Here is a 12847-nt window from a genome sequence, read left to right on the forward strand (position 1 = left end):
ACAGGCAACTCCCCTATGAACAACTGTTGCTCATTAAAGTTCAAGGGCGCGTGAGAAATTTCCTACACTTAATTTCTTCCCGGCTTCTTAGACCCCTCTAAGAGACTACTCTTGGCCGGTGAGCGACCGTCGCTCTGATTAGCCATCCTTGTCTTTCCACACGTGGAGGACTTGTTATGAACATCATCGCTACCTGCGGCCGTCAGCCCTGGAACAAAGGAAAACTAGTCGGGCAGAAAGCCCCACTCCGACTGAGAGATATCTGGGCCATCCGAGTAAGGCTTCAAATTGCGGAAAGAACCCGGGATCTGGCTCTATTCGATCTGGCCATCGACAGTAAGCTTCGAGCCTGCGACTTAACCAAGCTCCGCGTGCGCGATGTCGCCCATGGCGAGCACGTATCATCACGAGCCATGGTGATGCAGCAAAAAACGCAGCGACCAGTGCAGTTTGAGATCACTGAGCAAACACGGTCAGCTCTCGTGGCCTGGATACATCAGGCACAACTACGCAGCGAGGACTGCCTTTTTCCTAGTCGGCTACATACCTCAGACCATCTATCCACTCGTCAATACGCTCGTATCGTCAAAGGCTGGGTGAAAGCCGTAGGCCTTGATCCAGCCATGTATGGCACTCACACAATGAGACGTACGAAGGCATCACTAATCTATCGCAGAACGAAGAACCTACGGGCGCTTCAGTTGCTGCTCGGCCATACGAAGCTGGAGAGCACTGTTCGATATCTGGGGATTGAGGTCGATGACGCCCTGGAGATGGCGGAACAGACTGAGGTTTGATCATGCATAGCGACGGTCGAAGTCAGACCGTCGCTAACCGCTAGTTAGGAGCCATTTGGTGTGGCGTGTAAGAATTTACCGCCTTTAGCTTCAACTGCCGAGCGAACTGCCGCGGCATCTGATGTCGAGCCGATAAATGCAAGTTGCAACTTAGGGAGCATGCTTGATGTGTTACTTAAGGCTGTAATAGCTGAGTTGGCTGCAAAAGAACTATTGGTTCCTGAGATGGCGACACGAACATCAGCTTTGCTTGCAGGGGCAATTATTTGGTGGATGCTTGAAACAATTGGAGATTCTAAACCTGCACTTCCGATAAGCGCGGATGCCATAGCTCCGGAAATGCCGTTATTCGCTGCGGGAACCCAAACTAAATTAAATTTTTGTTGCTCAAATAAAATTGCCGCAGATTGTGCGGCTTGCTGTGGCGATTGGCTCCCAGTTGTAGCGCATCCTACTAATGCAAATAACAAAATTGTGAATGTCGCGAAAAGTTTCATAACTGCTCCTGGATATTTATTAGGCGAAGGTTCTTTCGAGATTCACTGAGTGTATGTTGTATAACTTTCCATCGCCATACATAACCTCTTGATCATCATAAAAGGTGATTTTGTAAGCGCGACAGTGATGGGTACATCATTGCTGATGCATTAGCAGACTGCCCACCGTCTGCTTTGGGCCCAGCCCACACGTCGCGCCAAGCCTTAGCTGTCGTCTTACTCCTGAGCTATGCGACGACTCATTCAGGCCTGATAGCAAAGGCATTTCGATGTCGCGTTAGTGCGGATTCGCTGGTCCGTTTGCTTTCCGTCGTGAGAGGCAGGAATCGGCCAATAGCGGACAGTGATAGAAAAATAAATCTGTCCCCTTTTCGCCGTCCCCTTTTCGCCGAATAAAGGCTAAGCAACCTGATCAGACTTCTTGCAGTGGACCGGTTGGAGCAAACAGAACTGCAAATTTTAGCCTTTCGGGTAACACGCCAGACTTCAGTGTACTGACCAACCCTAGCAACTCTCTTTTCGCCTGTTCTTCGTCCTCCCAACTTGACCAGCAGAAGTCATTGTCTGGAAGAGAAATAAGCTCAATGGCTGCTTCAAGAACATGGATGAGACTTTCAATAGGGAAGTCCTGATTTAACTCTCCATGAATCAGCTGCCTTGCACGGTCCAAATTCATAGGGTGACTGCCTCTTCCTGTTCGTGACGGTTAAAACAGCATCGAGGCTAGCGCGTACAGGGATGGCGAAACAAGGGAGAAGCCCCCTATTTCCGAACGTCCGCTTCTGGCCGATTGCTGCCCTCCGTAAAGGGCAGCTTAGGGTCGATAACTGCCAGTCAGCATGAAATCGGGGTCAGACCACCATTGGTTTAAACGTGGGCTGACCCTGAGGAATCTACCAAAAGTGCGGTCAGGTACGCTGCAGTTTTCCACTACAGCGTCGGTAACCGGTCCAGCGCGCAAGTGCGCTCTATTTTCGGCTCGTCGGCCGTGGGCACGCGCAAGCCCGAATCGACATTGAATATGTCGATGTAACAACGGCTCAGCGAGCCCGGGACGTCGACAATCCCTCCCTTGATCACATAGCGTGCGCCCGGCGAAAATTCGCTGACAAACGCTACGCTGCACGAGCGATGGGCATTGGCCACGCCGCGCATTTCCAAGTGCAGCGGCTTGCCGGCTTCAATTGGGAAAAATCCGTCCGGCGTCGAGACATTCTTATAAACGGAAACCAACTGCTTCCCCATCCCTGACTCAGTCGCCACGGTTCTACCGTATTTGCAGCCGATGGCAGGCGCCTCGACCAGAGTCACGCCGTTTCGATAATTTTCCATAGAGACCAATTCGCTGCGGATCAGCGCCTGGGGCGCCCCCGCAGGCACAAGGTATTTCGGCGCTGGGGCGCAGCCTGCAAGTAGCAGAACTGAGCACAGATAGAGAGGCTTCATAATTTCCTTATTAATGGCGGTAGAGGCGGCACTAACAGGCCTGATCAATCACAGTGAGTCAAGCAATAAGCGAGAAGGATGGGCGGCTGATCAGGTTGAATTAAAGGTGAACCGCCCTTGGTTTATTAGATACGCGCAATGGCCACTTTTGGCCGAAAGCAGCCCTTCCCGACAACCCGCTACCAAACAAACATAGATACACCTGTTATTTCGCCACCCTCCCTACCAACACCCCAAACAACTCCCCCCGCGGCATCTCACTCACCGCAATCCCCGCATTCTCAAACCACGCCTTCCCCGCCTCCGGATGCGGCCCGCTCAGCACCACCACGCCCTTCTCATACCGATACCGCGCCGCCGCCACATCACCATTGCGATAAGTCGCAATCACCGCATACGGCGCGTGCCCATCAACCTTGGGAAAGTACGGCCCGTCCTGATAGAACACACTGTCCAGCTTGCCATCCCACACCACCCGCACCGCCGCATCCTCAATGCCCGCCACTTCAAACCCTGGCCGCCCGGCTTCGGAGTCCAAGTCCTGGGGTATCAACCCAAAGTTGCTGTTGTCCGCCAGATAAGCGCCCATGCATAACCCCAGGTAGCGCCCGCCCTTGGCCACGTATTCACGAATGGCGTCCACGCGTGCATCACCAAAGCTGTCGAGCGCGGCGGGAATATCCTGCCCGCCGCCCGGCTGAACATAGAGGTCATAGCGCGCAAGGTTTTGCGGGGTGATGTCGATGGCTTCATCCGCGCCGACAAAGTCGATCTGGTAGTTCGGGCTGAGCCGCAGCAAGGCGTTTTTGACGTTCTCGGAACAGTCGTCACACCCCGCCGGGCCACGGTAGATGGCGACATGGGTGATGGGCGTCGCGCCTTGCGCCCATGGCGATTGCAAGGTGGCGAGTGCAAAAAACGCGACAGCGATAGCAGGCAGTTTCATGGCGGCTGGCTCAGCGAACAGTGGGTCGGGGCTGTTCAAAGCCTATATCGAAGGTTTCTTTGAATACGTAAACAGTTGTAAATCGGCTAGTGTCGCCTGAACCCATATCCGCCAGAGGGCATGCAATGCAGCTGACATTCAGCCACGTCGATGTATTGGTCGAGGACCTCGAACAGGCGTGCGCGTATTACGCCAATATTTTCAACGCCAACATCTCCACCACTCAAGTCTGGAATCGCGGCGGCTTTCATGTGCGGTATGCGGTCGTGCTGATGGGCCAGGAGCGTTTCATGCTGGTGCAGCCGCTGGCGGGTAACTTGCGCGAGCTGTTGGACGCACACGGCGAAGGGATGATTTACCGGCACTGCTACACCACGCCGGACATCGAGGTGGCCTATGCCGAGTTGGTCGCCAAGGGCGTGCAACCGGAGGATGAGAACGGCCGGCCATTGGCCCTGGAGGATCTGCAGTCGCCATCCGGCACGCGCATCATTTGGTTGCCCAGGCGCTTTGGGCATTTCTCCATCGAGATTCTGGAAGAAAAAGGCTTGCAGGCCTTTATGCTGGCGGCGTTTGCTTGAGCGGCGTTGCATTACCCCTTTACATGAGGATTACTGTAGGCCGTGCCTGACTCAGAGATCGCCGCCATGTTTGAACTCGCCTCCCTCGTCACCTACGTCGCCGTGGTGATCGGTCTTTTCCTGATCCCCGGCCCTTCGGTGCTGTTGGTGCTCACGCGTACGCTGCAAGGCGGGCGCAAGGTGGGCATCGCCACCGGGCTGGGGGTGGCTTGCGGCGATTTGATTCACACACTGTGCGCGGCACTGGGCCTGTCAGCGATTTTGATGACCTCGGCGGCGGCGTTTAACGCGGTGAAGTGGGCCGGTGCGGCGTATCTGATCTACCTGGGCGTGCGGGCCTTCATGGCCAAAACCAGCACGCACGCGCGCCTTGAGTTACCGGCGGTGACGCCGCGTCAGGCATTTTTCCAGGCGATCGGGGCTGAGGTGTTGAACCCGAAAACCGCGATCTTTTTCCTGGCCTTTTTGCCGCAATTTGTTCATCCCGAATCCGGCTCGTCGCTGGTGCAATTTGCGGTGCTGGGTTTGATTTTTTCGGTGCTGAGCGCGATTTACACGAGCTTGCTGGCGATCTCGATTCGCCCGTTGAGTCGCGGGATCAAGGGGCTGTCAAAGTTGCGTCGCTGGGAAGGCAAAATCATCGGGACGCTGTTTATGGGGCTGGGGCTCAAGGTGGCCTTTCAGCAACGATAGGCAGGCGCGATGAAATTCCACGGTTTTGTACTCGGGCATATAGAGGTTGAGGTCGAAGGACGCGCCTGTGACCTGCACAATTTCTATGTCGCCAGCGACATCCATTACGCGCTGTCTGAGCGCACGCTGTCGCTCAGGTTTACACGACGGACCGAGGACTGGGTGCCGCCCGAAGAGCCACGGGAGATCACCGTCACCTTCCATGGCGTGAGTTATTTTTCGGCCGAAGGGTGCCATGACAGCCCGATTGAGGACGACACGGTGCTTCACGCCATCGGCATTGTGGCGGCCGACGCCGAGACAGAAACGTTCTACCTCTGCGACACCTTCCCCGCCGACCATCACGTGGTGGTGTGCTTCGCATCGGGTCTGACCTTGCGGCTGCACGCCGTTGAGGCGTGGTGTGACATTCAGGTCTAAGGCGTTTCACTTCGAACCGATGGGAACCACTGGCTAACCCGTGAATACGGGCCGGATGATGTGATGACTTTTATTGAATCTCAGGACCTTTGATGCCCCTAACCAAACGCGACACCGCCCGCCTCGAACGCCGCCTGGTCGCCACGCTGACCGAAGCCTGCGAAACCGCCAAGGCTGAAATCCCGGGCTTCGAGTGGCTGACTCACACGGTTGACTACGCTGCGTTCCCGCAAAGCCTGCGGGTGATTTGGGTGTTCGATACGCGGGCCAACAAGGATCTGGCCCTGGCAAACGGGGCGGACCAACGTATGCGCGAACTGACGGCTGCTGCGTTGGAAGACGCCGAGGTGGCCTCGGTGAAAATCGAGCGCTGTGTACGCTTTGATTCTGAAGAGGCCTGCAACCTCCAGCATGGCGGTGATTGGCGGGTGCGACTGGCCTGACGCGGCTCTAATGTGGGAGCTGGCTTGCCTGCGATAGCCCTGGATATCTACACAACTTTTGAAGGCAGCCAATTTCTCCTGTGGCAAGCCTGCTCGCCACAACAGCGCACTCTGTGCTGCGGTAGCGGTGGATCAGTGGCAGATGCTTACGCTGACACGCCCCTATCGCAGGCAAGCCAGCTCCCACAGTAGATCGTTGTTGCCCGCCAATGCTGCGTGGGCGCTGATCATTCCAGTGGCCGCAATGACGAGGTCACCAGCAAATCCCGTGTATAGGCATGCTGCGGCGACTCAAACAGCTGCTGCGTACTCCCACCATCAAGTCGTGCGCCAACGCGCGTACCACGGCCAGGTCATGGCTGATCAGCAAACTCGGGTGGTGTCGCCGTGTTCGGGGCATGGCTTCAAGCACTCGGCGGCGCTGGGTGAAGGGTTTGCGCAGTGGTGCATCCGGGGTTCGAGTGACCTGGATTTGTCGTCGTTTTCGTTGAAGCGCTTTGCGAACAGCTGAGAAGCCGCACACAGCTCTCGGTGGTCTGTAGGGGCTAAGGCTTTGTGACGCGCGGGCTTTTTGTGGCGAGCGGGCTTGCCCCGCGTTGGGCTGCGCAGCAGCCCCAATGAGGCAAAATGCAATGTGCCAGACGGTACTCCGGCGCCTGGTTTAGGGCTGCTTCGCAGCCCAGCGCGGGGCAAGCCCGCTCGCCACATCAGGCCCGCTCGCCACATCAGGCCCGTTTGCCACACCGAGCCCGCTCGCCACGAGGGTTACGCGCGCCTGCTGAGCCTTTTATTTGGCGAAGGCGTACTCGCCGCCCTGCTCCACTGCCTTGCGGTAGGCCGGGCGCGCCTGGAAGCGTTGCACCCACGCGGCCAGGTTCGGGTAGGCCTGCAACTTGCCTTGGGCCTTGGCGATTTCGCCGATGAAGCTCATCTGGATATCCGCGCCGCTCAGCTCGTCACCCACCAGGAATGGCGTATCCGCCAGCACGTCGTTCAGGTAGCCCAGGTAGTTGGCCAACTCCGATTCGATGCGCGGATGCAACGGTGCGCCCGCTTCACCCAGGCGGCCGACGTAGAGGTTGAGCATCAGCGGCAGCATCGCCGAGCCTTCGGCGAAGTGCAGCCATTGCACGTATTTGTCGTAGGTGGCGGTGGCCGGATCAGGCTGCAGGCGGCCTTGGCCATGACGGCGGATCAGGTAGTCGATGATCGCGGCGGACTCGATCAGCACAAGGTCGCCGTCTTCGATCACCGGGGATTTGCCCAGAGGGTTGATGGCCTTGAGTTCGGGCGGGGCAAGGTTGGTTTTCGGGTCGCGCTGGTAGCGCTTGATCTGGTAAGGCAGGCCGAGTTCTTCGAGCAGCCACAGAATGCGTTGCGAACGCGAGTTGTTGAGGTGGTGGACAGTGATCATAAGGGCTCCGCTGAACGAGAGTGGGTATCCAGGTAAGAGACTACGCTGTCGCGGTGGAGTGCCATGGATTAATTCGCAACCATCGCCCACAACGACGCGCCGACCCCGGTGATGCTCTCCCCGGCGATCAATCCGGCCGCCGCGGTAATCGCAAAACGTTCGGTGAGACTCGGCCAGCGGCAGCTCGCCAACCACGTCAGCACCGCGCCGAGGGCCATCATCAGCGATACCGAAGCCGGCAGCACGAAGGCCAGGCCCAAGGCCGCGGCGCTGGGCAGATACCGGGCGCGTCGGGCGGACAAGGTGCTGTCGAGAATGCCCAGCAACACGCCGACCGCGCCTGCCAGGCCAATCGCCCAACGAATGCTCACCGACAATGAATCCAGGCCATGGGTCAGGGTTTGCGCCACGGCTTTCCAGGTGGCGACCGCGGGTGCCGGCCACTCTTCGGTGAGCAGCATGCTTTGCGGGTCGGGGATCAACGCCAGGTAGGCAAACACACCGACGATGCTGCCGACGAAAATCCCCAGAATCTGCGCGATTACTTGCTTGCGCGGCGTGGCGCCAATCGCCTTGCCAACCTTGAAATCGTTCATCAAGTCCGTGCATTGCCCGGCCGAGCCGCCGGCGGTGTTGGCACTCATCAAGTTGATCGGCACTTGCCCCGGCGCAACGATGCCGAAGCTCAGCTGGGACAATTGCCCGATGGCGCCAATCGGCGGAATGCCGGTGGCGCCGACCACGCGCGCCGCCACGGCGGCCAGGCAAATCGCCAGGGGAATGGTCAGCAAGGCCATCCACAGGTTGATGCCGAACAACAGCGCTTGCAGGCTCACCACCAGCACAATCGCCAGTGCAAAACCGGCGGCAGGCCCAGCCTTGGGGATCGCCCAGGGCGTGCCGCCGCCGGCTTTGGTGGACGTGTGCAAGGCCCACAGGCGGATCGCCAGCGAGGCCAGCGTTGAACACACCATCAGGCTCACGCCGGGCCACAACAACCACTCCACCAGCGCGGCAAATTGCGGGCCGCTGCTGTCTGCCGGCAGGCTGACCAGGCCTTGCGCCAACAGCCACGGCCCCAGCCCGCCCCAGGCGAGCAAGGCGCCAAGCAGCAGGGTCAGGCCCACGCGAATACCGATGATGCCGCCAAAGCCCAGCAACAGCAGCGAAGGGTCGGCGGTAAACGTCAGGCGCTCCAACGCCGCGCTGGGCGACCAGCGCGGCAAGGCCCACATAAACGTATCCACCCACTTGACCAGCCCGGACAGCAACGCGGCGCCGAGCAGCACCTTCAAGCGCGTGGCGGCTTCGCGGCCGTGGTTGTAGATGTGCAGCAGGGTTTCCAGGGTGGCCATGCCTTCGGGGAATTTCAGCGCCTTGTCATTGAGCAGCGAGGGCCGCAGGTACCAGGCGATCCAGATCCCGAGGAAGCTCACCGAGAACACCCAGGCGATCATCGGCAAGGCGTCCAGCGTGTGGCCGGTCAACAAGGTGTAGGCCGGGATCGGCGCCACCAGCCCGCCGGAGATAATCGAGGCGGCGGCCGAGGCAACGGTCTGGTTGATGTTGCTTTCGTGCAGTGTCCACGGCAGTTGCCCGGGGCTGCGCCTGGCCAGGCCCTGCCAGATGGCATAGCCGACCAGCAAGGCGATGATCGACATGTTGAACGACCAGCCAATCTTGAGCCCCGCGTACACATTCGAAGGCGTGAGCAGGATGCCCAGCACGACCCCGGTAATCACCGCGCGCAGGCTGAGTTCGCGTTCCACGGGGGCGGTCAGGTCGGGTGATGGCGGGGTCGAAGGCATGCGGATTCCTTTCGGCAACGAAACAGGGCGACTTGATAAGTGAGCCCTGTTGGCGCTGAAGGTTCATCTAACGCGTGGTGCTTTTACTCAGAGTGCACCGTGTTGGGGGGCGCAGCAGGATCAATTGGAGCGATGGGGGTTTTCTGATAGACCTCGTTGTCTGGTTTTGGGGCCGCTTCGCGGCCCAACGCGGGGCAAGCCCGCTCGCCACAGGGGGGCATCATCAGCACAGGCGAAAGCGCGTGGTGCTTTTACTCAGGGCGCACTGTGTTGGGGGGCGCAGCAGGATCGATTGGAGCGATGGGGGTTTTCTGATAGACCTCGTTGTCTGGTTTTGGGGCCGCTTCGCGGCCCAACGCGGGGCAAGCCCGCTCGCCACAGGGGGGCATCATCGGTCCAGGCGAAAGCGCGCGGTGTTTTCACTGAGGGCGCGGCTGCCTTTGCTTAAGGTGTCGGCCGCCTGGTTGACCGCGCGCGCGCCGTCGAGCAAGCGTCCTGCGGCCTGATCGACTTGCTGGATGTTGCCGCTGACTTCATCCGCCGTCGTCGCCTGTTCTTCCACCGCCGCCGCGATCTGCGCCAGGGTGTCGGTGACGTTTTGCACCGCGCCGGCAATCTCGCCCAGGCGTGTGCCCAGGCCGGTGACGGACTCGGCGTCAGTCAGCGCCTGGTCACACGCGGCGCCCATCAGCGTGACCGCCTGGCTCACCGTCGCGCGCAAGCTGTCCACCGTGCCGGCGATCTGCGCCGTAGAAGCCTGGGTGCGTTGCGACAGGCTGCGCACCTCGTCCGCCACCACGGCAAACCCGCGGCCTTGCTCGCCTGCGCGGGCCGCTTCGATGGCGGCGTTCAGTGCGAGCAGGTTGGTCTGTTCGGCAATGCCGCGAATGGTGTCGACCACTGACTGAATCTGCTGGCCCTGCTGGCTGACTTGTTCCAGCGCATTGGCCGTGTCGGTCAGGCGCTGGTTGAGTTGCTGGATGCTCGCCGTGGTGCGCTGGCTGTCGCGGCTGCTGTCTTCGGCGATACGCCGGGTTTGCTGGGCGCTGCCCGAAGCCTGTTCGCAGCTTTTGGCGACGCCCATCGAGGTGGCCGCCAGTTGCGTGGCAGCGGCGGCGATCTGGCTGATCTGGTGTTGCTGGTCTTCGACGTCGGTCAGGGTGCTGCCCGATTGCGCGTTGAGGGTGAGCACCGCCGAGCCCAGTTGCTGGGTCTCGTGGTTGACGCCCAGCAGGCTGGTGCGCAGTTGCACCACGGCGACGTTGAGCGCGGTGCTGATCGCCGCCAGTTCGTCGCGACCTTCCACCGCCACTTCGACGCATAGGTTGCCGTCACGCAGGGACTCGGCGAGCGTGGTGATGCCACTGGCACTGCGACGAATCGAAGCCTGCAGGCAAATGAACAAGTACAACGCGGCCAAGACCAGCAGGCTGAACGTGGCCACCACCGGAATAAACTCCCTGAGCGAGCGGTCACGGTAATAACTCAAACGCTCATCCAGCGAGTGCAGCGACTGGCTGCGCAGTGCGCCCAACGCGCCGAGGATGCTGTCGACACTGCGATCAAAGCCTGCGGTGTCGACTTTAATGGTGCCGCCAAACACGCCATCGTCCAGGCCTTTGAGTTCGTTATCAAGCAACTGCAGGCTGGTGTCGTATTGCGCCGTCCACGGTTCCATCCCGGCGTATTGCTTGGCTTTGAGCGACGCGGCGGCCTTGACCAACTGGTCACGTGCATCGCCGATTCGGCCGCGCAGGTCGCGCATCTGCAAGCGGCTTTGCAAGGTGAATTGCCCGGAGGCAATCGAGGACTGCCCGACACTAGCGGTGCGGCCAATACGCTCGATCAGGTCCGGCGTGTGCTGGGTGGAAATCTGCATCAGCAAGTAGGTCTCCAGCCAGGGGTCGAGGATCAGGCCGGATTCCAGGGTGATCTGCTCGCGCAAGGTTTGCATCGCGGTCAAAGCGGCGGTGAAGCGGTCATAACCGTCCGGCCACCAGCCCACGGTGCGCAGCGATTGGGTGTCCATGCCCTTGACCGTCGCCTGCAAGGCCTCAAAACGGGCCAAGGTGTCGGCGCTGGCGTTGTGGGTCTTGAGCGCATCGCCCAAGGCTTGCAGGCTTTGCACAATGGCGGGGTTGCCGGCATCGACGTTGTCCATCGCGGCCTGCGCGGCGGGGGTTGGGGTGTGCAGAATATCCAGCGCTTTCCAGCGGGCAGCCAGATTGCGTTGTGCGGTCAACTGGCCATCCAGGGTGTCCAGGGCCAGCAGTTGGCGCACGCCGGACTGCTCGCTGGAAATCACCGCTAATTTGTCGCGATAGTCCTGGCCGATCAGCCACAGGCTGCCGGCCAGGGGCAGCATGAACAGAAAAAACAGAATCTGAAACTTGCGCGCAAAACCGAAACGGCCAAGCAGGCGGATACCCGGTGATAAAAGACTGTGCATGGCCGACCCACTCCCCCAAACAACCTGGATATGACTAGAAGCAAAATGCCATGTCATTGATTGGGAAGGTACTAGCAAGATACGGGCCGTTGGTGGCGGGTCGCGAAATAGGCGGCTTGGCGAGGTGACAGCGCGGTGGCATGCGCGAAAATGGGGCAAAAGCACTCAGTGTGCAGAGTGGAACGGTAACCCGGCTTTCCAGAGAGGCTGGCGTGCCCTGGAATGCCCTCGGCACTGACCTGCCCGACCTAGCGTGCAAGGACATCTGAAGCCGCCATGGACATCCAACGGCTACTGAAGAAAAGACAACTCAACGTACAAGAGCAAGTTGAATCGGTGCCGGCGAGCTATTTGACCAACATGTACTGACTGAAATTATTGATGTGATCATCCAGATTGTCCTCAAGCATCATCCGGTACTGGTCACAAAAATACTTCAGCATCGCTTCCCGCGCCTCGGCCATTTCGGCGCCGGACTTGAAGTTGCGTGCACTGGCCCAGGCGTTGAAGCGCGTGGTGCCGAACATCATCGAGGCGCTGACCTCGCCGAGGTTTTCACAGGTTTTGAGTTGCTCGTTCGACAGTTCGATGTGTGCGTCGGCACGGTCGTAGAAGGCTTGGTCGGTGGTGTCGGCCATGGCGGTGTCCCCGGGTGAGCAAATGATGGCGGCTATTGGAGCATATCCAGCGGCCGGATAGGAGACGCCTCCGGGTGGAGGCGTCCTTGCACGTCACGCCAACGCAAGCACCAGACGCTCAAGCCCGATGCCGAACCCGGCACCTTCGCGGTATGCACCGCCGCCCACCACTTGTTGCTGAGCCCCCAACGCGGGGCAACGCACCTCGAAGCCATTGCCTTGCAGGTAGTAACTCAACCCGCGTTTGACGGCCAGGTTAAGCTCATAGTCAAGGCCCAGCGTGTCGAGAAAACCGGTGCACAGCGCTTGGCTGCGCTGCAACGCCAGCGCGGGCTCAGGGCTGAGAATTTCCAGCCCCAACTGAGTGAACTCCCGGTAGCGCCCAGCTTGCGGCCGCTCATACCGGTAACACCGCGCCACGTAGAAAAACATCGCCTCCTCGCGCGTGCCAAGCAATTGCGTGTTGCGTTCCTGGAACAGCGCGGTGGCTTCCGGGATCAGGCAACACTGACGTCCGGCCTTGTCATCGAAGGCCCACATCTGCCCGATGATTTCACTGCCGCCGGCTTTTTCGATAAACGTGTCCTGGCCCCACAGGGCCGGCACGATGGCTTCTTCAGCGCCCGCGTCGATGAAGATAGCTCCGAAAACGCGCCTCGATCTCACGCATCGTCGCGGCTTCTTTACCAGTCACTATTCGGGTACCACGTAGCAT

Annotated in this window: 14 protein-coding genes and 1 pseudogene; 6 read left to right on the forward strand and 9 right to left on the reverse strand. The window is 59.6% G+C overall.

Going from position 1 to position 12847, the window contains the following annotated elements; translation table 11 throughout:
* The first annotated feature begins 176 nt into the window (after nt 1-176).
* A complete protein-coding gene (locus AB5I78_RS19700) occupies nt 177-797 on the forward strand; it encodes a tyrosine-type recombinase/integrase (protein ID WP_369301123.1) in 621 nt (206 codons plus the stop codon).
* Nucleotides 798-841: 44 nt separating this feature from the next.
* Here the strand turns inward: AB5I78_RS19700 and AB5I78_RS19705 are convergent, their stop codons facing one another.
* The 4 genes from AB5I78_RS19705 to AB5I78_RS19720 all read right to left on the reverse strand — a co-directional run bounded on the left by AB5I78_RS19705 (nt 842) and on the right by AB5I78_RS19720 (nt 3686).
* Nucleotides 842-1294: a hypothetical protein gene (locus tag AB5I78_RS19705; RefSeq protein ID WP_145166009.1), complete on the reverse strand. Its 453-nt coding sequence runs from the start codon at nt 1292-1294 to the stop codon at nt 842-844.
* Between the two features lie 412 nt (nt 1295-1706).
* Nucleotides 1707-1970 carry a hypothetical protein gene (locus AB5I78_RS19710; protein WP_369301125.1) on the reverse strand — a complete coding sequence of 88 codons (264 nt, stop codon included), beginning with the start codon at nt 1968-1970 and terminating at the stop codon, nt 1707-1709.
* A gap of 254 nt (nt 1971-2224) precedes the next feature.
* Nucleotides 2225-2740 (reverse strand): hypothetical protein, encoded by a 516-nt coding sequence (locus AB5I78_RS19715; RefSeq protein ID WP_369301127.1) that lies wholly within the window; start codon nt 2738-2740, stop codon nt 2225-2227.
* Between the two features lie 205 nt (nt 2741-2945).
* A complete protein-coding gene (locus AB5I78_RS19720; RefSeq protein WP_369301128.1) occupies nt 2946-3686 on the reverse strand; it encodes a BPL-N domain-containing protein in 741 nt (246 codons plus the stop codon).
* 125 nt (nt 3687-3811) lie between these two features.
* On the opposite strand from AB5I78_RS19720, the gene AB5I78_RS19725 reads away from it, so the two are divergent.
* The 5 genes and pseudogenes from AB5I78_RS19725 to AB5I78_RS19745 form a co-directional block, all read left to right on the forward strand.
* Nucleotides 3812-4267, forward strand: coding sequence for a VOC family protein (locus AB5I78_RS19725; RefSeq protein ID WP_369301129.1), 456 nt, complete (start codon nt 3812-3814; stop codon nt 4265-4267).
* Nucleotides 4268-4333: 66 nt separating this feature from the next.
* A complete protein-coding gene (locus AB5I78_RS19730) occupies nt 4334-4960 on the forward strand; it encodes a LysE family translocator (protein WP_369301442.1) in 627 nt (208 codons plus the stop codon).
* Between the two features lie 9 nt (nt 4961-4969).
* A complete protein-coding gene (locus AB5I78_RS19735; RefSeq protein ID WP_369301130.1) occupies nt 4970-5380 on the forward strand; it encodes a hypothetical protein in 411 nt (136 codons plus the stop codon).
* A gap of 92 nt (nt 5381-5472) precedes the next feature.
* On the forward strand, nt 5473-5823 hold the full coding sequence (locus AB5I78_RS19740; RefSeq protein ID WP_369301132.1) for a hypothetical protein: 351 nt from the start codon (nt 5473-5475) through the stop codon (nt 5821-5823).
* 364 nt (nt 5824-6187) lie between these two features.
* Nucleotides 6188-6334: pseudogene (locus tag AB5I78_RS19745) on the forward strand (N-methyl-L-tryptophan oxidase); the annotation flags it as partial.
* 276 nt (nt 6335-6610) lie between these two features.
* On the opposite strand, the gene AB5I78_RS19750 reads toward AB5I78_RS19745, so the two are convergent.
* The 5 genes from AB5I78_RS19750 to AB5I78_RS19770 form a co-directional block, all read right to left on the reverse strand.
* On the reverse strand, nt 6611-7237 hold the full coding sequence (locus AB5I78_RS19750) for a glutathione S-transferase family protein (RefSeq protein ID WP_369301134.1): 627 nt from the start codon (nt 7235-7237) through the stop codon (nt 6611-6613).
* A 68-nt stretch (nt 7238-7305) separates the two neighbouring features.
* Nucleotides 7306-9045, reverse strand: a complete 1740-nt coding sequence (locus tag AB5I78_RS19755) for an OPT family oligopeptide transporter (protein WP_369301136.1) — start codon at nt 9043-9045, stop codon at nt 7306-7308.
* A 388-nt stretch (nt 9046-9433) separates the two neighbouring features.
* Nucleotides 9434-11551 (reverse strand): methyl-accepting chemotaxis protein, encoded by a 2118-nt coding sequence (locus tag AB5I78_RS19760; protein ID WP_370003351.1) that lies wholly within the window; start codon nt 11549-11551, stop codon nt 9434-9436.
* A 290-nt stretch (nt 11552-11841) separates the two neighbouring features.
* A complete protein-coding gene (locus AB5I78_RS19765; RefSeq protein WP_119742530.1) occupies nt 11842-12132 on the reverse strand; it encodes a DUF3144 domain-containing protein in 291 nt (96 codons plus the stop codon).
* A 93-nt stretch (nt 12133-12225) separates the two neighbouring features.
* Nucleotides 12226-12798 (reverse strand): ATP phosphoribosyltransferase regulatory subunit, encoded by a 573-nt coding sequence (locus AB5I78_RS19770; protein ID WP_145158599.1) that lies wholly within the window; start codon nt 12796-12798, stop codon nt 12226-12228.
* Nucleotides 12799-12847 lie beyond the last annotated feature (49 nt).

It is taken from the genome of Pseudomonas sp. N2-3-1-14 (assembly GCF_041228395.1).
Lineage (GTDB): Bacteria > Pseudomonadota > Gammaproteobacteria > Pseudomonadales > Pseudomonadaceae > Aquipseudomonas.

Coding starts and splice junctions, on each gene's coding strand:
- AB5I78_RS19700 (WP_369301123.1), top strand. CDS start 177: ATGAACATCATCGCTACCTGCGGCCGTCAGCCCTGGAACAAAGGAAAA.
- AB5I78_RS19705 (WP_145166009.1), bottom strand. CDS start 1,294: ATGAAACTTTTCGCGACATTCACAATTTTGTTATTTGCATTAGTAGGA.
- AB5I78_RS19710 (WP_369301125.1), bottom strand. CDS start 1,970: ATGAATTTGGACCGTGCAAGGCAGCTGATTCATGGAGAGTTAAATCAG.
- AB5I78_RS19715 (WP_369301127.1), bottom strand. CDS start 2,740: ATGAAGCCTCTCTATCTGTGCTCAGTTCTGCTACTTGCAGGCTGCGCC.
- AB5I78_RS19720 (WP_369301128.1), bottom strand. CDS start 3,686: ATGAAACTGCCTGCTATCGCTGTCGCGTTTTTTGCACTCGCCACCTTG.
- AB5I78_RS19725 (WP_369301129.1), top strand. CDS start 3,812: ATGCAGCTGACATTCAGCCACGTCGATGTATTGGTCGAGGACCTCGAA.
- AB5I78_RS19730 (WP_369301442.1), top strand. CDS start 4,334: ATGTTTGAACTCGCCTCCCTCGTCACCTACGTCGCCGTGGTGATCGGT.
- AB5I78_RS19735 (WP_369301130.1), top strand. CDS start 4,970: ATGAAATTCCACGGTTTTGTACTCGGGCATATAGAGGTTGAGGTCGAA.
- AB5I78_RS19740 (WP_369301132.1), top strand. CDS start 5,473: ATGCCCCTAACCAAACGCGACACCGCCCGCCTCGAACGCCGCCTGGTC.
- AB5I78_RS19750 (WP_369301134.1), bottom strand. CDS start 7,237: ATGATCACTGTCCACCACCTCAACAACTCGCGTTCGCAACGCATTCTG.
- AB5I78_RS19755 (WP_369301136.1), bottom strand. CDS start 9,045: ATGCCTTCGACCCCGCCATCACCCGACCTGACCGCCCCCGTGGAACGC.
- AB5I78_RS19760 (WP_370003351.1), bottom strand. CDS start 11,551: ATGACATGGCATTTTGCTTCTAGTCATATCCAGGTTGTTTGGGGGAGT.
- AB5I78_RS19765 (WP_119742530.1), bottom strand. CDS start 12,132: ATGGCCGACACCACCGACCAAGCCTTCTACGACCGTGCCGACGCACAC.